Origin of the sequence: Pseudoalteromonas sp. Scap25, from assembly GCF_013394125.1 — a bacterium.
Classification (GTDB): domain Bacteria; phylum Pseudomonadota; class Gammaproteobacteria; order Enterobacterales; family Alteromonadaceae; genus Pseudoalteromonas.
Genome location: NZ_CP041327.1, coordinates 2838337 through 2862124, shown reverse-complemented (window position 1 = coordinate 2862124; position 23788 = coordinate 2838337). Strand labels below are relative to the sequence as shown.

The following is a 23788-nucleotide window of genomic DNA, read 5'->3' as shown; positions in this document are numbered from 1 at the left end:
TGATCTGTTAATAATTTTGAAATATTAAATACGTATGTGCCTATCTCATTTAGTTATAACCGTGAATTTAGTAAGCTTTCAGTCGTTTTGTATTTGTTTTTATTATGTTGACGATCCTAATGTATTAGATTTTTTTGGTGTTTTTTATCATTATTTAATCTTTATTGATAAATTAAAAACAATATAACAGCTATCTTGTTGTTACCGAAACTTTGTTATAATTCACCAAAGTTTTTAAGAGATGACCAAATGACTCACCTTGATGTGATAGTGATCGGTGCCGGAGCTGCAGGTTTAATGTGTGCAGCACAAGCAGGATATCGCGGCCGAAGTGTTACAGTGCTTGATATGGGTAAAAAGCCAGGACGTAAAATTTTAATTAGTGGTGGCGGGCGATGTAATTTTACTAACGAAAATGCGAGCCCTAATAACTATTTATGCACTAATCCCCATTTTGTAAAGTCGTGCTTAAGTCGTTATACCCAACATGACTTTGTAGAGCTTGTAGACCGACATGGTTTGGCGTATCACCATAAAACATTGGGACAATTATTTTGTGACAATAGCGCACAAGACATTGTTGATATTTTACTAACCGAATGTGAGTGGGCTGGCGTTACAATTAAACTACGCAGCGAAGTGTTAAATGTAGCTAAAACAGCAACAGGTTACAGTGTCACAACTGAGCAAGAAACTCTGACCTGCGAGTCGTTAGTTGTCGCATCGGGCGGTTTAACTATGCCTAAACTTGGCGCGACGCCAATAGGTTATAAAATTGCAGAGCAATTTGGTTTAAAGGTATTGCCGACGATGGCTGCTTTAGTTCCCTTTACCTTACATCAACACGATAAAGAGCGTTTTGAAGGGCTTTCTGGCATTAGTATTCCTTGTGAAGTTGCAAGCGAAGATGGTACTGTATTTAAAGAGAATATTCTATTTACTCACCGCGGCTTATCCGGGCCTGCCATATTACAAATAAGCTCATTTTGGCGAGCAGGTCAGGCGGTGACGATCAATTTATTACCTGAACTCGATTTAAAGCAACAGCTAGCCGATTGGCGAGAAACGCAAGCGCAAAAATCGTTAAAAAATAGCCTCGCTACTATCCTTCCTAAGCGTTTTGTTGAAATACTCCATAACAGTAAAGCTATTCCTGATTGCAATATTAATCAGCTAACGCATAGCCAAATTGATGCGCTTGCTGATTATATTCATGCGTGGCAAATTAAGCCAAATGGTACTGAGGGTTACAGAACCGCAGAAGTGACTTTAGGTGGTGTAGATACCGATGAGCTAAGCTCAAAAACATTTGAGGCTAAAAAAGCCAAAGGTTTATACTTTATTGGTGAAGTGACCGATGTAACGGGTTGGCTAGGAGGCTATAATTTCCAATACGCGTGGAGCTGTGGATTTGCCGCTGGGCAATACGCGTAAAATGTATTCTGCTATTAAAAAATGAGACATTCTAATAGAAAAAGAAACAATCTAATAAAAAGTGAGATTGTTGATTAGTTTGTCTCATATTGATTCAGTAGCCATTCCATTATAGAGGACGTTTAACTTTGAACAATTCGACGAACTCCTCTGACGTTATTTGATGATTGACATCTTTGTAAGAAAACTTGTTTCTAGGGTTTAAAAATTCACTTTTTATATAGATATGAGTATGGACCATAGAAGAAGCGTATTTTGCTTTTAGTGACGATATATATTTATTAGCTCCCTCTAGATCACAAACATCAGGTACAACAATCAAAACATCAATATCTTTAAAGTTAGGTGTTTTTAGGAAGGAACCAAAAAGATAAAATTCAGTATTATTAATTTCTATAGTCCTCTAAGAATTTACCAAAGGGTATCACCTCTATGCTGAGAGATTTTCCGTGAGTAATAGCTTCTCTTGTGGCTTTGCACCATGTTGTCGGGTAAGTAACGATGTCAGCGCCTTTTCTTAATGCACTCAAAACAACATCTACGTTAATTTCATATTCACTTGTTGTAGGACAATAAACTTTTAAAGTCTTACCTTGAAATTCAAACTCTCCAATATTTTCATCTATAACTATAAACTTTGAGCTTTGGTCTAGTTGCTTCCTAAGCCAGTAAATACTACTACTCATTATTTTGTTTCCTTTTTTAAACTGTCAGATTCATTTTTGATTAATGTATTCCATTCAGGCTTGTATTTGTATTTTGAGTACATCTCATTTGGAGAGTCATCATATTCACAGAAGGCGGAACAGTGAAAAAATAGCTCTTTGAGGTGGTTTTTATTTTCTGCCTCAGACTGAAGCCAATGTTTTTGAATTAGTTGCCTAATTTGCATAAGGTTAGGTTTTACTACTTTATCTTTCAGTGAATTCCATGTTTCTCCTTTAGCATTAGCTACTTCAGCAGTTCGTCCTATAAACTTATTGGGACCAAATTCTTTGTATAGCATTTCATTTTCAGTAAGAATTGATAGCAAAGGGCCATAAAAATCTTCAATTAATTTTTTTCTAGAGTCCATCGCTTTTATTTTGCTTTGGTATTTTGACGTAATCCATGCGGAGAAAAAAGCAACCGCCAGCCCTGAAAGAATTGAGACTATCAATGCAATTATGGAAATGATGTTCGCGGTATTTAAGTTGTCAGGTTCCAACTCAGGCTTCCTTACATTTGGCTTTCATTAGTTTCTAATAACTCCAGTCTTCATAGGCCAGAGGCAAGCTATTAAGCAAGTCTCTGCGTTCACGCCAGTTTGGCATATGATTGTCCATGAGTGAGCGGAACTTTTCGTTATGGTGGCGCTCTAGTAAATGAACTAATTCGTGGGCAAGTATGAATTCCATGCACTCAGGAGGTTTTTTAGCTAGTTCAAGGTTAAGCCAAATTCGCTTAGCTTGAATATTGCAGCTTCCCCATTTGGTTTTCATCTTTTTGATGTTGAGAGAACCAGCGTTTACACCTAGTTTTTTTTCCCATTGAGGTAATAATTTTTCAAGTGAGCGCTGCATTTCATCTCGATAGAAACGGTTAAGCAGTTTGAGTTTGTTATCGGTTGACGTATTTTCAGCGACAGCTAGCACTAAATTACCGTTGCCTCTAGCGGTAACACTATATCCGCCTTTTGCCTCTATAAGCTTTAAACGGTATTTATTACCCCATAAATAGTGGCATTCACCATTGACCATTTCACGTACAGATTGGCGCTCTTGTCCTGCAAAGTCAGCTTGCTGTTTTTTAATCCAAGCAAGCTTATTTACGATTGCCAGCCTTACCTTTTGTTCACTCGTATCATTAGGGATCGACAAGCGCACTTTGCCATTAGGCGGCAGTACACTTAGGTGAATGTTTTTAATAGCTCTGCGGTTTAGCTCTACATCAATGTCGCCAATACGAACTACTTCAATACTCTCTGCATTGCTTTTGGTATGACGCACTAATGGTATTCCTTCTGAGCTTTAATTAGCTTCATGATATCAATAATATTGATGTCATAACCTGCTGCCTCTTCTCGCACCGCGTTGGCTATCTCACGCTCTTTAAATCGATCCCCAAGCCAATCAGCTTTCTTGGTATAACGAACAGCAGTATCAATTTTAGTAGTAAGTACTTCATCATTACCGAAGTTGTTGTAAATTGCTTGTTTGGCTGGTGTATCAACAGAAGTGGGATAGCTTTGATTGCTATTTTCAGTTGGGTTTACCACTTTCTTAGCGAGTGCTCGTATCTGTTCAAGATACTCTTGATAGCTAATAGCTTGCTCTCTTCGCTGCTTAATTAACTCATCCAGCAAGGTTGCCATGCTGTCAAAGTATTTAGGGTTTACTGGATTTTCATCAACGATGGTTTTTCTAACATTGTTTTCAATGGCTTCTGCCATTGCATCTTCATTGTTACGCAAGCCTTCAGGTAAATCTTCTAAGTCTTTACCGTTGTTGTTTACCACTAGATCAATCAAGCCGAACTCTTCAAAATCCATCAGTAATTCACTGTCATCAGCTCGAATATACATATCAAGTAACTGACGCATAGCAGGCTCAAACCGCTTCATTTCGAGTAAGTCGCCACTGGAAAGCTTAACTTCGTCACGAACCTTCTCGAAGTACGCGACTTCTTTCTTAATATTTTCAGCCTCTTCAAAGGTGTAACCAGCTTGCTCCATTTCATTTGCAAGGTTAGTGTAAGCTCGGATGAGCTTAGCTACTGATTGATATAGAGTTAAACGTAGTGCTTCTTTTTCTGTGCGCTCATTTTCATCCTTTGATTCAACACCAGACTCACCACAAAAATAATGTTGGAAGTCTTTGATGTCTCTTGGTGCTTTTACTGGCTCGCATAACGCTCGTACTGCTTCCAGCGCATTATCTAAATCAGTACGAGATTCTTGCAATCGATCTTTTAAAAGCCCTTTAACATCGTCAGCATCGTAGCCATCAAACGCTTCGGCTGTGTAATCTTTAATGGCTTTATCAAGTGAACGGAATAAGTCTTTGTAGTCGATAACGTAACCGTAGTCTTTATCTTCACCGTCTAGACGGTTTACACGGCAGATTGCTTGAAATAGGTTGTGGTCAGTCATCTTTTTATCGATATAAAGGTAAGTGGCAGAGGGGGCATCAAAGCCAGTTAGCAGTTTATCGACCACAATGAGTAGGCGCATTTGCCCCGGTTCTTCGATAAAGCGCTTTTTAACCGCTTTTTCAAACTCCTCCACACGCTTAGCGGCCTCATCTTCACTTTGCTCAAAGTAATCAGCTAACATCTTGCGATAAGTTTCATACTTAAACAGTTTTTCGGTTAACCCTTCACCAGATTCTTCACCTTTTATCGAACTTGCAGCAGGTTGATAACTGGTCACTACCGCACATTTACCAGCAAGATCTGTTTTAGAAAACATCTCATAAACCATGCAGGCTTGATGGACACTGGCACACACCAACATAGCGTTGCCTCTACCAGACATTAGTGCAGGCTTTCTTTTCATATCCAGCCATATATCCATCACAATGCGTTCTAGTCGAGACTTACTGGAGAGTACTTTTTGCATGGTTCCCCATTTTTGTTTGAGCTGCATTTTGGCTAGGTTAGATAAGCCTTGAGTATTTGCATCAAACCAAGTATCAACGCCTTTCTCTGAAGTTAAATGTTGATCAATATCTCTTGCTTCATAACGCAGATCGAGTACCACACCGTCACTAACGGCTTCATCAAACTTGTAGGTGTGGATATATGGACCAAAGACCTCCAAGGACTTTTTCTTATCTTTTTTCATTAATGGCGTACCAGTAAAACCAACAAACATGGCCTCTGGTAAAATGGCTTTCATCGCTTCGTGCAGCTTGCCTGATTGAGTTCGATGACACTCATCAACAAACACAAACAAGTTACCTTTTGCTGCAAATTCAGTTGGCAGGTTTTTGGTTAATGCTTCAAGATAGTGTTTTGTCGCTTTATTATCGTCTTCTTCACTTTCTTTATCACTTAGCGCTTCGCCATTTCGACCAAACTTATGCACGAGTGAGCAGAATAGCCAAGGGTTCGGTTGATTAAGCGTGGCAACTAAATCCCGTCCGCTTTTTGTGCGATAGATCTCTTCATCAACACCTGAGAATACTTTTTCTATTTGTTCGTCTAACTCTGTTCTATCAGTAATAATTAGCACACGAGAATCAGTAACGTTCTCGCGAATCCATTTAGCTAACCACACCATCGTTAGGCTTTTGCCTGAGCCTTGGGTATGCCAAATAATCCCGTCTTGTTTTGATTTAACGTGCTTTTTAGCGGCTTGAATACCAAAGAATTGATTGTGTCGGCAGGTCTTCTTCACCCCTGCATCAAAAACAATAAAATCGTGAATAAGCTGTAAGAAGCGTTTTTTATCACATAGCTGCGCGACATGTTTATCTAACGGTGTTTCTGTTGCTACCTGCGCAAGTGGCAAGCAAACAGCGCCTTCCGGTTCCTTCCATTCAAGATAGTATTTTTCAGATGTTTCAATCGTACCATAGCGGACACCTTGGGTGTCATTGCCTGCCATTACTAGCTGCATAGTGGTAAAGAAGTTACGAATAAACGCTTTCTTTTGGTTGTCTAAGTTCTGGCGAATGCCCTCACTAACTGACACTGAAGAGCGTTTTAATTCAATCACGCCCAGCGCGATGCCATTAACATAAATCACGATATCAGGGCGCTTGGTTTTAGGAGAGATCTGCTCACCTTTTACGGTCACTTCTTCAGCAATAGCAAAGTCGTTAGCTTCTGGGTTTTTCCAGTCTATTAGCCAAACAGTTTGGTTTTGCTCACCTGTACCTTCTTTTTCTTTTACGCCATAACGCAGAAGGCGATAAACATCTTTGTTCGCATCAAAGAGCTTTTTACCTTCACCGAGGGCTGCGGCAGTATCAAGTTGGCGTAATGTGCGGGTAATCAGAGCATCAGAAGTTCCGCGACCTTTGAGCCATTTAGTCAGCAAGTCTTTTTCTATATTGCTGTTACCTTCACGGTACTCCCAATTACCTAGGTAATCGTAATCAAGTTGTTCTTTAAAAAACTTAACTACGCGGTTTTGGGTTTTACGTTCTAATTGACCAACATTACTCATCGTCTAAATCCTTTAAACTTGCGCATAGTTTTTGAATCTTTAATTTTACATCTTCAATACTTTTCTGATTTTTATCACTGTAGTATTTGTAAAAGTCGAGGCTAGGCAATGCCCTGCCACTCAATTCAAATCCTTCACTCTCTAGTAAATCCATTAAAGTCTCTGGTGCATTTTCGATTTCACCACCTTTGACTCTAATATCGAAGCAGCTACCTGTTTTATGGATCTCTATTTGATATCGCTGTTCATTATGAACAAAACCGGTTAATTTCAAATGCGCACTTTCTTCACGCGACTTAACTGGCTCGTACCTTAACAATGAAAAAGGTGCTATCAAGCTATTGTCTTGAGATAGCTCTAGTTCTAGTACTTTAGTGAAAAGTTCAATATGCGTATGATTTCGCTGTGATTGTCCAAGTAATACAAATTCAGAGTTATTTTTCTCAATAAAGCCTTGCTGGCAATACGCGAGTAACTCTTTATGTTGAATTAATGCTTTTCTCCAAGGCTCAATTTCTTCAGACTTAATAGCAATGGAACAAATAGTAGAAAGTGATGTTTGTATTTCTTCAACATTAAATAACGGGTCATCTAGCACTGCTTTAACGTAACTTTGTTTTTGCTCAATTGAAGCTGTGCCGAACCGTAGTAACCTTTTCCAACTATGATCACGAGGAATATTGTTTCTAGTATCGCGAGAAGACAGCATATTGTATTTGTCGCCTCGTTTATCGGTGAAGTATTCACCTTTACTTAATACCGACCTTTCCCACAAATAATCAATTGGTGCTGAGCTGCTTTCAATTCGATCAAATACACGTTGAATCGCATTAGAATATCGTGTGAAGCTACTTAAATACTCGACATTTTCTTCAGCGCTCCAGTTGCAATGATTGTGTTCACGGTAATAACTTAGGATTTCAGCAAAATTTAAAATACAGCCAATCTGGCCTGTCAGAAATGAATGTTGCTCTGCACTGGTAATTGCTTCTCTCCATTCACTAGACCTTAGCAGCAGATGAGCCTTGATCTTCTCTTCGACTATCTGAGCACCTGTAAAACCTGATATTTCAACATCATTAGCTAGTGTTTCTAATATAGGGCTATCGTGCTGGCAAAGGTTGTCTATTGCAAACAGTGCTTTATTAAACTCATCTGCGGTATTGATAATGGTGTTGTCGGTTAAATTAAAGATTACTCTTAACCATTCCTTCAACTCTTCATCAGTGGGTGATTTTGCCACATAGTTGTAAAACGCATAAAATCTGAGTTTATCATCGTAGCTAGCATCGTTTTTCAATACGTTCTTGAATGTTTTGTGTTCGTTGTAGTAGTTATCAGTGTCTAAGTAGCTGTTTATTTTATTCTCGACCAATCCACCTCTATAGATGAGATCAAGGAAACTAATTAGCCGGATAATGAACTTTTTATTTAAACAACCTAACTCTTCATATTGGGACAGTGTAAGGGGTTCTAATCTCCCGTTTCGACCAAAGAGTTCGCCACTATTTACATGAAGGTCCATAGGGGAATCTTTATGATCAACAAGGTATTGATAGGCGATAACGAGTCGAATGAAATTCATCAATTCATCATCAAAGGTATCGTCAATTGAGAAAAAATTTCTATAGGGCCAGAACAAATCGGCCCAGTCGGTATCTATCTTATGTATGAAGTAATTATAACCGCTAACACTGTCTTGAAAAGGCAATGTGTACTCAGGCCAATCACTCTCAAAAGACTTTATCTTTTGTTCTAACTTGGCTTTAAAATTTTCAAATATTGTAAGCGGCTTACCACGAGCATTCATTTTTATATAAAGCTCATCTGACAAACCAAAATAATGAAGGTCTAAAAACTGAAAGGTAATGTAAGGTTCAGTTGTATTGGTGATTCGTTCGTACAAATTGACATCACTTTGAGAAAACAATGCTTGAATTGCATCAAGCATATTCAAACAAGCTTGTACGGTTGGATCTTGTTGCCACGATAAATAAAACCACTGACTATTTTTAATCTGCTTACTTATTGTTGCATTCGATATTTCAATATCTTTGGAGGTTAATGCATCAAAAAACTCGGTTGTGCTTGGACGTGTCTTATAAGTAAAGCGAGATCGTTGTTCATCAGTGACAAACCGTTCTCTGAATTCTGCAATATGACCATGTTGTATTGCTAAGTACCAATGCAATAAAAATAGAGTCGTTAAGCGCTGCTGCCCGTCAAGAACAGAGAAAGCCTTACTTTGTCCCTCTTCAAAATTTCCGTAAACAAAGTCCAAATCTAAAGGCTGGCGTGAGTCATCTTTGTTATTTAGCGCTTGGTATAATGAATTTAAAAACAGTGTTCTAACTTCATCTTCTTCTTTTCGACCCTGTGCATAATCACGCTGTAATATTGGAATTTCTATCGCTTCAACAACATCAAATAGACCGTAAAATGTTAAGCTTTTTCCCTTATTCATGTCCTAACTCCTTTTGATGAACACCTACTCCTTGAAAGAAACCGAGTAACATTTCTACCATAGCCCTTTGATGATCCTCGCTATCTTTCGCTTCCCAATACAGCATCTTATCTACCTGTTTGCTGTAATACTTAAGAAACGCATTCTTAGTGCATAGCGGAACAAAGGTTGCCTTTTTATCTAGTGCGATAATCCTCGCTCGTTTAATCGGAAATACCGCATTTTGATAGCTACGGTTAGTTCTGCTATCTAGCAAGGTTAGATTGCCAATTGAGTTATCTACATCTTCATTACCATCAGGGTCGTAATGCGCTCGTACCTTGTCGTACACAGCTTCAAAATGATCATTATTGAAGTTGGTTGCTAGCAGTAACTCTTTTGCTTCAAGCTTGATAGATAGCTCTTCATTATTTGCATCAGTGTCAGACTCCTCAACTTCTATGGATTCATCGCTGGAAATATATGCAACAACGTTTTCAAGCCATGCCTTTTGCTTGTCTTTACTATTTGGCATATCGGATGCCACTGAGCGGATATGTTCAATATCCCAACTGTCTAATTTATATTTATCAAATTGAAAACGCGCATTGGTCGCAGGGTTGGCAAGTAAGCTAGCTACGTTGAATAGCAATAGTATTGGTCTGAGTTTATGCGCTCCAGATTCATAAGTGAGTGAGTTTAGTCTCTCATCTAGCCATTCTTGAGATAACGTATCTATTTCTCTACCGTTAAAGGTCTTACTGAAGACTAACTTTAACAATGACTGTCGAAAATCATACTTTGTGAGGGCCTCTTGATGTAATTCGAAAATATGGGAGATAGAAACTTTCTGCGAGACTAAATAGCCAATCAAGTGAAATAAAGCACGGTCGTTATACCACTCTTCTAGCGTCATAAAGCATTGCTTTACCTTTAGCCATTCACGAGCAACATCGACAGGTTTATCTTTATCACCGCTATTCGAAAGCAGTCGGTTGAACGTCAGAAATATTTTCAACTTGTCAGTGTCTAGAATGCCTTCATCATTAAGGTTTCTAGATGCCAAATCCAGCACAAACTCGATACGATTGGTGGTAATAGATTTGTTGCTAATGAAATACCAAAATGCGTCATCTTGTAAGCGTTTTTCAATGGCATCCCACTCTTGAGAAATTCTTAATTGCTGAAGATCTTGAATTGGTTTTTTTATATCGGAATCATTGACATCTAGGGCAAAGTTACTCGACTTTAAAAATAGCGCTTTTACAAGCTCGGCATTTACTAGTGGGATTTTACCCATGTTCAGCCGAGTAAACACCTCGGTTACATTTTCAGTTTCGTCAATTTGATACCATATGACTTGAACACTTTTCTTTGAGTCGTGGGGGCCTAGTAATGTCTGAATGAAGTTAACTTTATATGTGCCATCTTGTGCATCAAACCATTCTTCTACTGCTTTTTTAGCTTGTACAATATGGAAGAAGTCGATGTTTTCTTCGCCACGATCTTCATTAATATCCTGAAGAAACTCAGCACTTTCTTCTCGTGTTTCATAGCTCAATTGATAACGAGATTTACCAAGTAAGGCTAGGATGTCTTTTAAATACGTTAGAATGATATATATGGTGGTCAGTCGCTGTTGACCATCGACTAATTCCCAATCGCTATTATGTTTTTTTACCACAATAGGCTGTAAGCAATAAAAAGCGTTCTTATTGCTATTTTCTGCTTGCTGCTGAAACTCTTTAATGTCATCGAGCAGTTCAGTAACCTGCCTTTTAGACCAACGATAACCACGTTGGTAGGCGGGAATGAAAAACGACAGTTCCAATAAATCGTTAATGGGCTTTAATTCTAATTCGTTACATTCAGACATCCATGTTCCTTATTGTTCTTTATCAAATGGTAAACGAGTGCGGCCTGTAAGTAGCTCTTGCATCATACCTTGTTTGATTTGGCGGGTTTTCGCTAAGCGCTGTTTAAGGGTTTGGATTTCGTTATTCATATCCGAGAGGATGGTGGCGATTGCAGCTTGTTCTTCTATATTTGGTAAACCTATTGGGTAAGCTTTTAAAGCGGAAAGCTCAACACCAGTTTGCCCAGATGATCTTTGTGAAAGGTTGTCCATCAACTCAAATAAAGAATCACTTTTTAAGAAATGATATAAAAACTCTTTATGAATTTTTTCATTTGGAATCGCTTTGATTAAGGCAACATTATAGGCCCCTTCAATTCCTCGTAGTATTTGAAAAATTGGAGGCCCATATCGACCAATCATGATGTCATCAGCACTACATGTTTTCTTTGCTAAAGATGATGGGATGTATACTTTATGTTTATCGGACTTGTAATCCCTAATCTGTATTAATCTTACATAGCCTTCTTGTTCTTTATATGAAAATGTATTTTTTTCTGGCTGCGCACCACCAACAAAACATACAACATCACCCAGAGCTAAGTCTTCCCAATCCTCAGGGATTTCGCCTAGTTCGCTGGGTTTTGTGCCTTTTGGTTGACCCTGTTTTTCGCCTTCGGTGAAAGTGGCGAACTGAGGTAAACGGGTTTTGCCTGTCAGCAATTGCTGCATGGTGGCGGTTTTAATCGCTTGTTTTTTCGCGATCAGTTTTTCCAATTCCGTTAATAGCGCATCGACATCGGACAACGCATTGGCAATAGCGGTTTGTTCTTTTATGTGAGGAAGTGCCAAATAAAACTTTCGTTGTGCCAGAATGGGTACTTGATTGCGCGTAGACTGCGACATCACGGAAGAATATTGACTTTCAAACAGCTTAGACCTAAAAAAGTTTAATAAATACGTATTTTTAATTTCTTCACCGTTACAGCGATAATAAGTGGCTGTAGTACTAATAATTATGAAGTCTTCATACGTTTCTACTAAAGATGATGGTCCTACAGTGGCATTGTGAGCGAATAAAACGTCACCATCCTTTGCCACTCCTTTCTTAAATAACTTAGCCCTTTTTATAGGAAGTCTTTTGCAGTGTTTATAATCAATTTTACCTGAGTAAAAGTCTGTCGCACCAACGTATGGAATACCGTCATCTTTAAATTCATGGCTTTTGGGGTAAAGTTCTCCATGATTGCCATCCATTTGATCAAGAATCATTTTAGATGATATTGCTTCATCAATAGTTAAAATCTGCCATTCTTGAGGAAGAATACCCACCTCAGTCTGTTTAAATCCTTTGGGAATATTCTGATCTATTACGCTCATAGCGACCACTCCAAGCCCATCGCTTTTAAATGGCCTGCGACTTTATCGTTAAGGTCATCAACCGATTTAGAAAGGGTTGGTAGTGGTGCGCTGTAGCGCTCTTCCAGTTGCTTAACCCGGTTTGCCATTTGTTGGGTAACGCGCTCAATTTCAGCAATGATATTGGCTTGCAGTGTGGCTAGCCATTTGTCATCGACAATCAGGGTTTTGATTTCATCAATCGTGAGTTTTGGATATTGATTGAATACGGCTAAATCGAGCGCTTCTTGGGCTTCTTTCACTGCTTTTTTCGCAGCCGCTTCGGCATTAAACAATTTAGTTGCTTGTTTCAGTGCTTTCACTTCATCAGCATCAGTAGCAAGCTTTGTTCTAGCGGCAACGCTGGCTTTGGTGATTTTGTCTTTATCGTTGAGGGCCTCAACCAATAAGCCATCTTCACCACCATGTTCTTCTAGGTAGCTTTCAAGTGTTTGAGTAGCTTCGTCTTGTTTAGCTTGCAGGGCATCAACTTGCGCTTTTTCATCTGCAAAATAACGGGCAACAATTAAGCTAGGTGGAATAAGCTCGGCTTTGTACTTTTTCTTGTTGATGATTAAATCTGGCGTTTCTTTGAGTTTTTCGCCCTTGGCAGCCACTAACTCACGAAGGGTTTTACCTGCTTGCCAATCGTCCTGTACCAGTACATACACATCGTCTTGCATGGTATCAGCCCAGTAATCCATTAGGATTTGGTAAATATCGTATTTGCTTAATAGGTCGCTATTGGCATAGCTATTTAACAAGTTCTCTGAAATGTTAAAGATAAAGTTTTTCGGGTTATCGCCTACTTTGATTTCTTTAAGCTTAGCTTCAGGTATCCACTGTTTGAATGGCAATAGGCTACGGGCAGCAAAGTCTTTAAATTCTTGGTGTGCTAAAATAGTGCTTTTTACTTGGCTTGCTTCAACCAGTGCATGGCTGTATCCGTCACGCAAATGAGTGAACAAGGTAGCGCGAATGCTTGGGAATACCTGCCAGTAATGCTCAAGGGCATCAATGTCACGGTTTGGAATGCCACCTTGCAGGTGAGCGCTTAAATCGTGTAAATCTTCTGGCTCAGATGAGTCGATATAACGCGGGATGTTAAGGTTGTAGTCGTTAGCGGCAATTTCATCAATGGGCACTAAACGGCTAAAACGCTCTAACTCTATGCCTTTGTTAAACACATCAACAATTTTATGAATGTCTTGGCTGCGCAGGCGGTTTTTATTGCCATCTTTGATGAAGCCTTTGCTGGCATCAATCATAAAGATGGGGCGACCTGATACGGTTGGTAACTCAGCATCAACCTCGTTGAAGCTCGTCACCGCTTTTTGCGCGTGCTCTTTATCAATCACGATAATACAGGCAGGAATACCAGTTCCGTAAAACAAGTTTGCGGGTAGGCCAATAATGCCTTTGATATAACCTTGTTTGATGAGATTTTCACGAATAGTAGCTTCTGCATTACCACGGAATAATACACCGTGCGGTAAGATCACCGCGCCTTTACCTGTGCTTTTTAAGCTTTTGATAATGTGCAGTAAGAAGGTGTAGTCACCATTTTTCTCAGGCGGAATGCCCCATGTAAAACGGTTATATAAATCGTTTTCTGGGGTTAAGCCACTGGTCCAGTTTTTATTTGAAAATGGAGGGTTGGCAACCGAAAAATCAAAAGTTTTTAATTGGTTAGGGGCATCTTTCCACTGTGGGTTGGCAAGTGTGTTGCCTTTCCATATTTTGGCAGTGGTGTTGTTATGCAAGATCATGTTCATACGGGCAAGTGCGCTAGTGGCCTTGTCGTTTTCTTGCCCGTAAAGGGTTAAACCTCGCTCTGCTTGGTCGCTGGCTTTTAATAACAATGAACCTGAACCACAGGTAGGGTCGTACGCAGTTGCATCTTGTGGCGTATCTTCTTTAATGCCCACCACTTTAGCGAGTATTTGAGAAACCTCAGATGGCGTGTAGAACTGGCCTTTTGATTTACCAGATTCAGTAGCGAAATGACGCATCAAATATTCATAAGCATCACCTAATAAATCGTCACCGCCAGCATGGTTAGAAGATAAGTCTAAGTCTTGAAATATACCGACTAATTTAGTGAGGCGGTCTACCATGTCTTGACCTTTACCCAGCATATCTTCGTTATTGAAGTCGGCGACGTCTATCACGCTTTTAAGGTCGTTTTCTTCTGCAAGCGCAGCGATGATCTTATTAATTTTATCGCCAATTTCCTTATCGCCTTTGGCGGCTATCATGTCGTCATAGCTAGCACCTTCTGGCACGACAATCATGCCGTATGGGTCGCCTTTGTACTTATCACTGACGTACTTCATGAAAAGCATAGTCAGTACGTAGTCTTTATATTGGCTGGCATCCATACCACCACGTAGTTCGTCACAACTTGCCCATAATGATGAATAAAGTTCTGTCTTTTTAATTGCCATGTTTGTTCCTTTAAATCCTTGTGCTTGTGAAGTTAGAGCAAGTCGGTGTTTAAGCCTGCGGCTTTTAAACGGTGTGTGAGATTACGCATTTTAGAAAATTCAGTGCCAAAGCTGGGCTTAAGGCTAACGCCTTCGCAAAACTCTTTTGCCGTCATGCTTTTTAAGCTATCTGCGTATTTGATCATTTGCAGATGCAACTCAGTGGTGTACTGGTTGCGTGGCGCATCATCTAATGCTTGTTTGATATGGTCGAAGATCGCTTGCTCGTTCATAAGACTATTCTTCTTTTAATGGTGATTTATCTAATTTATATAAATTAGATAAATAAGCAAGGGTATTTGCCTGACAGTGCGTCTTTTGGCTTAGATTTGTTTGTTACATAACTGGGTTTGCATATAACTAATTATTGTATACTAAACCTAGTATAGATATTTTTAGTTATATTAATTATGCTTATTTATGTCATTGAAAAATTTAAAACTATATGTTTTTTACAGTTGATGAAATCTCTACTGATTAATTAATAAACATAAAAATATATATAAAAACCAATAGTTTATATTTAAGAATCCTAATTGCAAACCACATGTTTAACTGCTATTTCTAAAAAATAAACGAATTTTAGAGATGACTAAGCAATGAAAAAGCGAAATGAAATAACCGAAAAAATTAGAGATGGATGGGTAGACCAATGGAAGAAAAAAAATGCACAGGGAAATGGATATTACTCTTTCCTTACAACACAAGATGTAAAATCTGAAGGCTCCAAAAATCGTTCACCAGATTTTGAGAATCCGCATAAGGATAGAAATTTTCTATCGCTTAATGAAAGCTTTTATTACCTTATTCTATTGTTTGATTCTCGTATTACCTCAATCAAAGAGCAATACCCTTTACTTGAGGTAGAAAAAACTCAATTTATCGCGAAAGAGCTAGGTTTAAGACATCCGACGTACCCCTACAGCGACAATGTTGCGACGGTAGTAACTAGTGATTTTGTTTGCGATACCATTTATCGCAAGCCTGTGGTCTATTCGGTAAAAGATGAAAAAGCTTTTGAAGACGGTGAACTAAAAGAAAAGTTTCAAAACAACCAAAAAATAGAAAAAGCATTTTGGGCAACTCAAAATACTCCTTGGCATCTTGTTAGAAGTGCTCAAATCAAAAATACCTATACTGAGAATCTTGAAAAAATAGTTGCCGACTTGAAGTTGAGTGATGAACTAACTGCCTTGTTTAATCAGTGGATAATATTTGTTGTTAATCAATGGCTTAAATTCAATATGAAGCCAATTACCCACCTATTAGATAAAACAGTGTCACTGTTTGGGGTTAGTTTTGAAGAAGCTACATCGCTTTTGCAACACGCTTTTTGGCATCGTTATCTAAAAGTAGATTTGCGTAAGCAGCTTAACTACAGACTTTCTCTCTCTGAGCTTGGAGCTAGTTTAAATGTCTAGTACCCAGCTTGCAGTATGTTCTGATACAGATGTTGACGGCATTGAAATTGGTGCAGTTTTATTCCCCGCTGATTTAGAACATATAGGCTCATCTATTACAGAGCCGCATACAATTATTTTTGCAGACTCTAGTACTGATCGCTTATTTGCGATGAATTTAGAAAAGGACATTAAGCCTGCCAATTTAAGCTATGCGGAAATTAAAGAAAGCATTCTGAGTGGGGCAATAGTATTAGGAACACTTGGGTTGCCAAAATACATGACTATTCCCGACTCTTTTGTGCTTGAACATCAGAAGAAAAAGAGGGATGAAAAAGTCGAAAGACTTCGACCTATTTTAGACAATTTAGAAGAATTTGTTATTGATCCTTATGGCAAAGGATTGATTAAGCAGGCCATGAAAGCTGGTGATAAAACATGCTCCAGAGCACAAGTGTATCGAGATCTCTGGAAGTACTTTCGTTCAGGGTGTAACCCCAACATATTTTTACGTTCTCCCGGGACAGGCCAAACTATTAATAGAAATTACACTTCAAAGCCGGGACCTAACTCAGGTTTCGGGCGCGTTGCCACAGAAAAAGATGAGCGTAATGTTATTGCTGCACTGAACAAGCATTATAAAAAAAGTGATCCATCAATGTATTTGGATACGGTCTATCAAAAATGTCTGGATGAATCTTATAGCTACCAAAGCTATAACCCTGAAACAAAAAGGCGATCATATGAGCGATGGGGTGAAGATCGATTAATTACTGAGTGGCAATTTAGAAACATTGCCAGAAAGTACCGTAACAAAAATAAGAAAAAAATAGATAAAGCTAAGGGACGTTCAGCGGAAGTAGCTAAAAACCACACAGCGCTTGAAGGGACACTACATTATTACTATGACAAAGGTATTGGTTACTACTATCAGGTTGACGAAACCCCGTATGACGTCGAACTGGTTTGTCAGTTTGACCCAACGCGAAAAAGGAGAGTAGGTAAAGCAACTGTATATGTCGTTCGTGATATGAGTTCTCGTACTTTCGTAGGTTTGTATATCACACTAAAAAATCCTTCTGCCGATACGGCAAGAGCAATTATGTTCAATACATTTAGGAATAAACAGCAATTCTGCAAAGAGGTAGGTATTGAAATAGGGCCTAACGATTGGAAACAAGAAGGCAAGTGCAGGAATATTGGCTGTGATAATGCAGAAATGGCAGCAGAATTGTCTAGGTGCTATTCGAGAGATGCGCATATTTCTGTTCAATTTAATCAAGAAGGTCATTCTCACGATAAGGGGTTGGTTGAGAGAGCCTTTCGGCTGTTACATGATGCTGTTAAGGGGCAGGTTGACGGATATAGCCCAAACAACGTTCCATCGCACATAAAAAGGTTATTGAGACAAAAAGCTTTATTAAACATAAATGAGCTTTATCAAATTTTGATCACTTACATCATCATTTATAACAATTACTCGTTAAATAAAGGAATAGAACTCTCTAAAGAAATGTACATGGATGGTGTAAAACAAATTCCCGGTCAGGTTTGGGATTGGGACAAGCGAAATAGAGCTGGTTATTTAAAGCATGTTAATGATTTCGAGCTATATGGTAGCTTGCTCGAAGTAGGAGAGGTGACATGTTTGCCAACTCATATTTCGCTCAAAGGGTTCAAACAAAAATATACGTGCGAATGGACCAAAGCTAATGAATATCAGAAAAAAGGAGGGACTTCACCAAAACTACCGTGTCGCTATATGCGTCACTCAATGGACGTAATATTTATTGAAACACCTGATGGTTTTCAACCTGCAATTCAAAATGGAAGTCTGTTTAAACATGTTTCTGTTGAAGAAATTGAAGCTGAACAAGACATCATTCATGAAGAAAACAAGCAAATAATAAAAAACCATAAAGCTAAGCAAGGTAAAACCAGAGCCTTGATCGAAGACCTTCAAGCTAATGCAAGGTTGGAGCAGGAAAAAATCACGGTCAATGACGCAAATACTCAACCCATCAAAGAACATCGTAACGTTCATATCGAACGCGAAATAGAACAAGATCAGGCTAGGCATTCTATGTACTTAGCTGATCAATATCGATTAGTTGAAGTACAAGAAGTTGAGACTAGTCAATCAAGATTAACGGATAACAATAGCGCACCTATTGAGTCTGCTCGCGCTAGAAGAATACGGGAGAATAGAGAGAAAACTAATAATAGAGGTAAAAAAAATGACAGTTAATTATCAAAACATTAAAACACGAAGCTTACGGGGCAACCCGTTAGCAGAAGCAATTCACCCCAGATTAAGCGAGGCTGAGTTTGAGGAGCTGGTAACTGACGAAATTACGGTGCCCGATGATATTGACGAATATCTTGATTATGACAAAGAGTTAGAGGCACTTTCTTTAATGAAGACTGTTTCACCCACTGGTATGTACTACGAAACATATTGTGACCTTTACAATGTTTTAATGGCCGGGTTTATGTCTCGTAACCCGTTATCTGAAGAGCAACAGAGGTACAACAATCTGATATCAACAAAGCAAATAAAGATAAAGAAAACATCCTCTGAATGCATGATTCTTACTGGACTTTCAGGCACGGGAAAATCAACGCTTATGGATACAATATTAGGTGTATTTGAACAAAGTCACTCGCATACAAAAAGCGGTAAATACGGTCTGGACTTTCAGCAGATTGTCTATCTCAAAGTTGATATTCCACCAAATGCTAGTCCTGATGCGGTTTGTAAAAGAATAATTTGTGAAATAGATAAATTCACAAAAGATGGTAGGAGTAAAGATTTTAAAATTACTAAAGGCAAAAAGGTCGAAGATACAATCGACAATATCGTTGCCGCCTGTTCAAGTTTGGGTTTAGGACTACTTATATTTGATGAGGTACAGAATCTATCTTTTGCTAGTGGCGGAGACAAAGAAAAAATATTCCGTTTGATGCAGGACATGACGAATATTGCCAAAATTCCCGTTATCAACATAGGAACAACCAAGGCAATAAAAACATTTAAAACTGAATTTAGTAATTTGCGAAGATTGGGGCTTCCAGTTGACTTAATCAACTTTCAGCAAGACGAAGAAGACTGGGAACTATTGGTTGAATACGCATGGTCTTATCAATTAATACCTAGTCCTCTAGAATTAACTGATGACATCAGAAATGCTATTTACGAGTGCACACGAGGCGTACCGCACTGCCTTTTTCATTTGATTTCTCAAGCCAATGTTTATGCGATAAGAAATCAAAAGAACTCTATTACCGTTGAAGATTTAAAGCACGTTTACGACACTAAATTTAAGCTACTTAAACCAGCTATTTTGGCTCTTAAATTAGGAATGAATGATTTGTTCGACGACATTTTTAATTTAAAAGATCAAATAGAAAAAGCAATAGAGCCAACTTTAAAAAAGCTGTTTAAATGTGCAGCAAGTCAAAAACCAAAAGGAAAGTTAGCTAAAGAGCTACTTAACGAAATTAAAATATATTTGCCGGAATACACGCCAACCCAAACAGAAGCTCGAATTTTAAAACGTCTTGAAAAAGATATGTTGATAGAAGTGAGTGACATTGAATACAACGAAGATGGGGCGTACGTACCGCTATGATCCCATTTTACTTATCAATTTTACCCGGTGAGCACATTTATAGTTGGTGGCTAAGGCGCTATTGGTTATCTGGAGCACCAGAAAAGCATACATACTTTAAAGAGTTCGGGGTCAAGGCTAGTGAACTACAAACGAATATACCGCTATCAAAATCTTGTCAAAAGGTTTGCAAGCTGAATGCTCGCACCTTTGATAATCCCCAAATTGCACAGCAAGCAACTGAGTTTCCTCTTTGGGTTTTATCCATAGACCATGATAGATATAAATACTTCAAAAGTCGGATTCATCTAACTCAAGTTCCTGCAAAACTTCATGGAGTTCACAATTCTGGAGTGACTAGCAACGTGGTTCGTTGGAAAGCTTGTCCTAACTGTATAGAAGAAGATCTTAATATATATGGTGCATCATATTGGCACGTGAAACATCAACTTCACGGTGTCAGCGTCTGTAATAAGCATGCCACTCCCTTGCTCGTTCCCAAAAAAAAAGGACGAACCTTAGACTCCTTGCACTTACCTCATCAAGTGGATGATTGGGAACTGTTATTGGAGACAACCACCCCTACACATTATTTGTTTAGTGAGTTCTGTTCCAATTTATATGATTTAGCATCAAAGGATAGCGAACGTCTCTTTATGTTAAAAAGTGAGTTTTGGAAAATATGTGGTTCAGATAGCAAGTCGATAAAGCCTGATAAATCTCTTACGGACACACTTGAGATAGAGCTAGAAGTCGATCTAGGGGCAAGCTTTTTGTCATCTTTATTTAGTTACTACTCGTCGCCTCACGGTTGTCATAAAAGAAAAATAGTAAATGCTTTAGCTAGCGGTGCGACGAGTAAGTATGTTGACCCTGTATTTTGGCTAGTCGCTCTATTTTGGAAAAGAAAGGAGTTGGGCTTAGAGAAAGAGTATGCCAATGAGCTTATTGCCAGTTTTTAAAATGTTTGAAGGTGAAACAGTATATAGTGTGGTATCTCGATATCATGCTATATCTGGCCTTTTTAATCACAACACACTAGTTTCAAATGTTTTTGACGTAAATAAGAAACGCATCCATCCCTATTTGCCAAATGCACTCGAAAAATTTGCTCACTATTTTGAAGAGTCATTACATCTAACCATAAATAACAGAACGTTGTTCCCTATTTTTGATGCAACTCTGAAGTCACCGCAATCTAGTAAACTTTATCGTTCAATTCTCGGTGAGAAAGGCTCGCCATTTCATTTATCTATGACACCACAATATGGATTAAAGCTATTCGCAGGTCACAAATATTGCCCAGAATGTGCAAGCCATGACTTAATAACATATGGTACAAGTTACTGGCATATAGAACACCAAATACCCGGAATGACAGCATGTGTAATTCACCATTGCCTGTTGGAGGGGATAAGAAATGACGATTTGCATTTAGATAGGCGTCTGTCACTCCCCTTATTTGTGGGCGATAGTCAAAAAGCAAACAGAGTAGATGTTTTGTTTTCTGAATTTTCGATTAGAAAGTTTCAAGAGTATAAACAAGAGCACTTTCAACGTGAATCTATTGATGTAATAACTCAAAACTTAAAAACGTTGGGGTTTATTACTCAATCAGGTCAATTGAAGTATGAACAGTTAACAACAGAGTTGAGGAGGTTTTGGAAAGGATTGAGTGCTAATGTACCATTAGGCATACCCATCTCAGTCCAATCGTTTGATTTTGTTGGACCTATGCTCCGAGTAAAAACGAGAACTCCCGCCCACCCATTAAAGTATTTCTTAGTTTTATGCTGGATGGAAAACTTGAAGAAGGAATCATGTCATTACCCCAATATTACCTGCAACTCAAAAAGTAACTTTGATAAGGATATTTTGAAGTTAGCGGAGGCGGGGCAAAGTATGAATTTAATTGAAAAAACTTTGGGTATCAGTCGTTGTTATATCCGCAAGTTACTGGAGTTAAATGGAATACACCACGAATCAAACTCAATGCATTTGCCTGATGAAATAATTAGGAAAGTGGTTATTAAAGGTTTTTATGGATACACGATAGAAGAAATATCTACTCAACTATCGCTAAAACCATCAACTATTGAGCATATTTTCTGCCGTACTAAAGGCTTGAGTTTGTGGCGGAAAAAATTGAGACATCAAAAAAAACTTGATTCTGCACTAACAGTATTAAAATCGGCAGTGAAAGCCCATCCTGATTGGCTTAGAAAAGACATTAAAAAACACTACAATGCTGAGTTTTTTATGATTTACAATCATGACAAGCTAATGTTGGAAGACATTTTGCCAGCTAAAACTTCGCCAATTCCCCCAAAGTCAAAACGAAAACGCCCGTAAATTTATGAATCCCAACTAATGAGGGAATCTTGAGCCTACCTTGTTTAAGGCTCTAATTTGTATCGGGCTGAAACCAGATCTTAGTAATTCAAAGTCATCAATGTCTATGATGGCCTTTTTTCCATTTCCTTGAAGCTGATATAGACTTCCAGAGCAAGTTTTAGCAAATCTGTTGGCATAATTAATTTCTACAACTCGGCTGGTAGATACATAATCCCCTTTAAAAAAGCGGTAAGAATTGTCTTCCTCTACTATTCCCCAAATAACATCACCTATATGTTGATCTTTATCCATGATGGTGACAAAAAACCAATCAGTTATTATGGTGTTCATAAGCATTACCTGTAGATGGATATGGTAACGTATGATAAAAAATAGTCTTTTAAAACTATAGCAAAAGCATGGATCTAATCGTGACTTTTTGCAGGGCGAGAGCAAAGATTTATGACACAAAAAAATTCTATATTTCTTGCCTCTTTTTATAATGTCAGGTTTTTGATTTTTTAAAGGTTAAAAACTAGGGTTTGAGCAACCCTTTGTCTCATTTTTTAATAGCAGAATACAAAAAAGTCGCTCAGCGCGGCTTATTAAACCTGCCACTTAAGCTCTTAAGTGGCATTTTTTATTTCTAACTTTTAAGTCTATATTGCTGCATTTTACTATTCGGTTTTTCGGGAATAGTCATTTCGATTATGCCTGCATCAATTGCAGGTTTTAAATAGCGCTCTCTAAAATGTTTTCGATCTTTTAACCCTAGCTGGTTTTGTAGCTCTTGTCGGTTTAATGGTTTTTCGCTTTGGTTAAATACATTTATTAAAGCGATGACTTGGGGGGCTTGTATGTCTAAGTGTATAGTGTTTTTAACTTGAGGGGGTTGTTGTGGGGTTTGGCTTTTTGTTATTGATTTTAAATCACTTTCTAAAATATCTAATGCTGAAAGTAATGTCTCTAACATGTACTCAATAAACACGGATGAGTCACCGGTTTTGGTACTTAGGTTAATGCTTTCAAAGTATCGTTGGCGTGTTGCCGCTATTAAGTTATGAATGTTTAGCAATGAAAACAGCGTATGCCATTGTGATAATTGTTGGGTTTGCCACACACACGCTAACTCAGTATTACCCTGTGCAACCGGTTGAATAAACTGTAATTCATAATGGCATACTGCACTACTGATTAGAGGGTGGTGGTTAGTTGTATTAAACCACGCAAATAGCTCTTCTACCATTTGTGGCACTCGAATTGCCTGTGGTGCCATTTGTAAGCCATTTTTTAACGCTAGACCTTGCTCCCTATAACGGCCTGACTTTTCACTTTGATCTTTCATTAAGCTGCGATGCAGAGCTAATAAGCTATCTGGGCTTGATAGGTCAGATACTGTAAATTGAAATTCAGAGTTTTTCATTTGTATAGAGGTGAGTTTTTGTTGCTTATAGTGCTCAATAGTTGCTGGCGAATATAAGGCACTGATTTTACCTAAAGCTTCACTAATATTTGCAATGCTGTGAGTCATGCTGGCTGAGATTGAAAATGGGGGAGTGGCGTTGCTCATTTCGTTATAGAGGTTATTTAAATCAGGAGATTAGAATACGCGAACTGAATATAAAAGTCAGTTTTAATAGTGATTTAGTATTTATTTAAAACTTTACATAGTCTT

General features: G+C 38.4%; 17 protein-coding genes. 6 read left to right on the top strand and 11 right to left on the bottom strand.

Going from position 1 to position 23788, the window contains the following annotated elements; genetic code table 11:
- Positions 1 to 249: 249 nt before the first annotated feature.
- The gene (locus FLM54_RS13225) at positions 250 to 1434 is read left to right on the top strand and encodes an NAD(P)/FAD-dependent oxidoreductase (protein WP_178956607.1); all 1185 of its coding nucleotides are present in this window, start codon (positions 250 to 252) and stop codon (positions 1432 to 1434) included.
- Positions 1435 to 1820: 386 nt separating this feature from the next.
- Here the strand turns inward: FLM54_RS13225 and FLM54_RS13220 are convergent, their stop codons facing one another.
- The 9 genes from FLM54_RS13220 to FLM54_RS13180 are packed head-to-tail and all read right to left on the bottom strand — an operon-like array spanning position 1821 to position 15001.
- On the bottom strand, positions 1821 to 2120 hold the full coding sequence (locus FLM54_RS13220) for a hypothetical protein (protein WP_178956606.1): 300 nt from the start codon (positions 2118 to 2120) through the stop codon (positions 1821 to 1823).
- The gene (locus FLM54_RS13215) at positions 2120 to 2641 is read right to left on the bottom strand and encodes a hypothetical protein (protein WP_178956605.1); all 522 of its coding nucleotides are present in this window, start codon (positions 2639 to 2641) and stop codon (positions 2120 to 2122) included. Before FLM54_RS13215 ends, FLM54_RS13220 begins: the two co-directional genes overlap by 1 nt.
- Before the next feature lie 34 nt (positions 2642 to 2675).
- Positions 2676 to 3422, bottom strand: coding sequence for a M48 family metallopeptidase (locus FLM54_RS13210; RefSeq protein ID WP_178956604.1), 747 nt, complete (start codon positions 3420 to 3422; stop codon positions 2676 to 2678).
- Complete coding sequence (locus FLM54_RS13205) at positions 3422 to 6586, bottom strand: type I restriction endonuclease subunit R (protein ID WP_178956603.1); 3165 nt, start codon at positions 6584 to 6586, stop codon at positions 3422 to 3424. The genes FLM54_RS13210 and FLM54_RS13205 overlap by 1 nt, the downstream gene beginning before the upstream one ends.
- Positions 6579 to 9050 (bottom strand): DUF262 domain-containing protein, encoded by a 2472-nt coding sequence (locus FLM54_RS13200; protein WP_178956602.1) that lies wholly within the window; start codon positions 9048 to 9050, stop codon positions 6579 to 6581. Before FLM54_RS13200 ends, FLM54_RS13205 begins: the two co-directional genes overlap by 8 nt.
- On the bottom strand, positions 9043 to 10905 hold the full coding sequence (locus FLM54_RS13195) for a DUF262 domain-containing protein (protein WP_178956601.1): 1863 nt from the start codon (positions 10903 to 10905) through the stop codon (positions 9043 to 9045). The genes FLM54_RS13200 and FLM54_RS13195 overlap by 8 nt, the downstream gene beginning before the upstream one ends.
- Before the next feature lie 9 nt (positions 10906 to 10914).
- A complete protein-coding gene (locus FLM54_RS13190) occupies positions 10915 to 12264 on the bottom strand; it encodes a restriction endonuclease subunit S (RefSeq protein WP_178956600.1) in 1350 nt (449 codons plus the stop codon).
- Positions 12261 to 14729, bottom strand: coding sequence for a type I restriction-modification system subunit M (locus tag FLM54_RS13185; RefSeq protein WP_178956599.1), 2469 nt, complete (start codon positions 14727 to 14729; stop codon positions 12261 to 12263). The genes FLM54_RS13190 and FLM54_RS13185 overlap by 4 nt, the downstream gene beginning before the upstream one ends.
- A gap of 32 nt (positions 14730 to 14761) precedes the next feature.
- The gene (locus FLM54_RS13180) at positions 14762 to 15001 is read right to left on the bottom strand and encodes a transcription factor (RefSeq protein ID WP_178956598.1); all 240 of its coding nucleotides are present in this window, start codon (positions 14999 to 15001) and stop codon (positions 14762 to 14764) included.
- A gap of 366 nt (positions 15002 to 15367) precedes the next feature.
- Here FLM54_RS13180 and FLM54_RS13175 point away from each other — a divergent pair, with 366 nt between their 5' ends.
- The 5 genes from FLM54_RS13175 to FLM54_RS13155 are packed head-to-tail and all read left to right on the top strand — an operon-like array spanning position 15368 to position 22131.
- Positions 15368 to 16189: a TnsA endonuclease N-terminal domain-containing protein gene (locus FLM54_RS13175; protein ID WP_178956597.1), complete on the top strand. Its 822-nt coding sequence runs from the start codon at positions 15368 to 15370 to the stop codon at positions 16187 to 16189.
- The gene (locus FLM54_RS13170) at positions 16182 to 18416 is read left to right on the top strand and encodes a transposase (protein WP_178956596.1); all 2235 of its coding nucleotides are present in this window, start codon (positions 16182 to 16184) and stop codon (positions 18414 to 18416) included. The genes FLM54_RS13175 and FLM54_RS13170 overlap by 8 nt, the downstream gene beginning before the upstream one ends.
- Positions 18406 to 19800 carry a TniB family NTP-binding protein gene (locus FLM54_RS13165; protein WP_178956595.1) on the top strand — a complete coding sequence of 465 codons (1395 nt, stop codon included), beginning with the start codon at positions 18406 to 18408 and terminating at the stop codon, positions 19798 to 19800. The genes FLM54_RS13170 and FLM54_RS13165 overlap by 11 nt, the downstream gene beginning before the upstream one ends.
- Positions 19797 to 20741, top strand: coding sequence for a TniQ family protein (locus tag FLM54_RS13160; protein ID WP_178956594.1), 945 nt, complete (start codon positions 19797 to 19799; stop codon positions 20739 to 20741). The genes FLM54_RS13165 and FLM54_RS13160 overlap by 4 nt, the downstream gene beginning before the upstream one ends.
- On the top strand, positions 20719 to 22131 hold the full coding sequence (locus FLM54_RS13155; protein ID WP_221936159.1) for a TniQ family protein: 1413 nt from the start codon (positions 20719 to 20721) through the stop codon (positions 22129 to 22131). The genes FLM54_RS13160 and FLM54_RS13155 overlap by 23 nt, the downstream gene beginning before the upstream one ends.
- A gap of 15 nt (positions 22132 to 22146) precedes the next feature.
- Here the strand turns inward: FLM54_RS13155 and FLM54_RS13150 are convergent, their stop codons facing one another.
- Positions 22147 to 22464, bottom strand: a complete 318-nt coding sequence (locus FLM54_RS13150; RefSeq protein WP_178956592.1) for a hypothetical protein — start codon at positions 22462 to 22464, stop codon at positions 22147 to 22149.
- Between the two features lie 295 nt (positions 22465 to 22759).
- Entirely contained in the window at positions 22760 to 23683 is a 924-nt protein-coding gene (locus FLM54_RS13145) for a Fic family protein (protein ID WP_178956591.1), read from the bottom strand.
- Between the last annotated feature and the right edge of the window lie 105 nt (positions 23684 to 23788).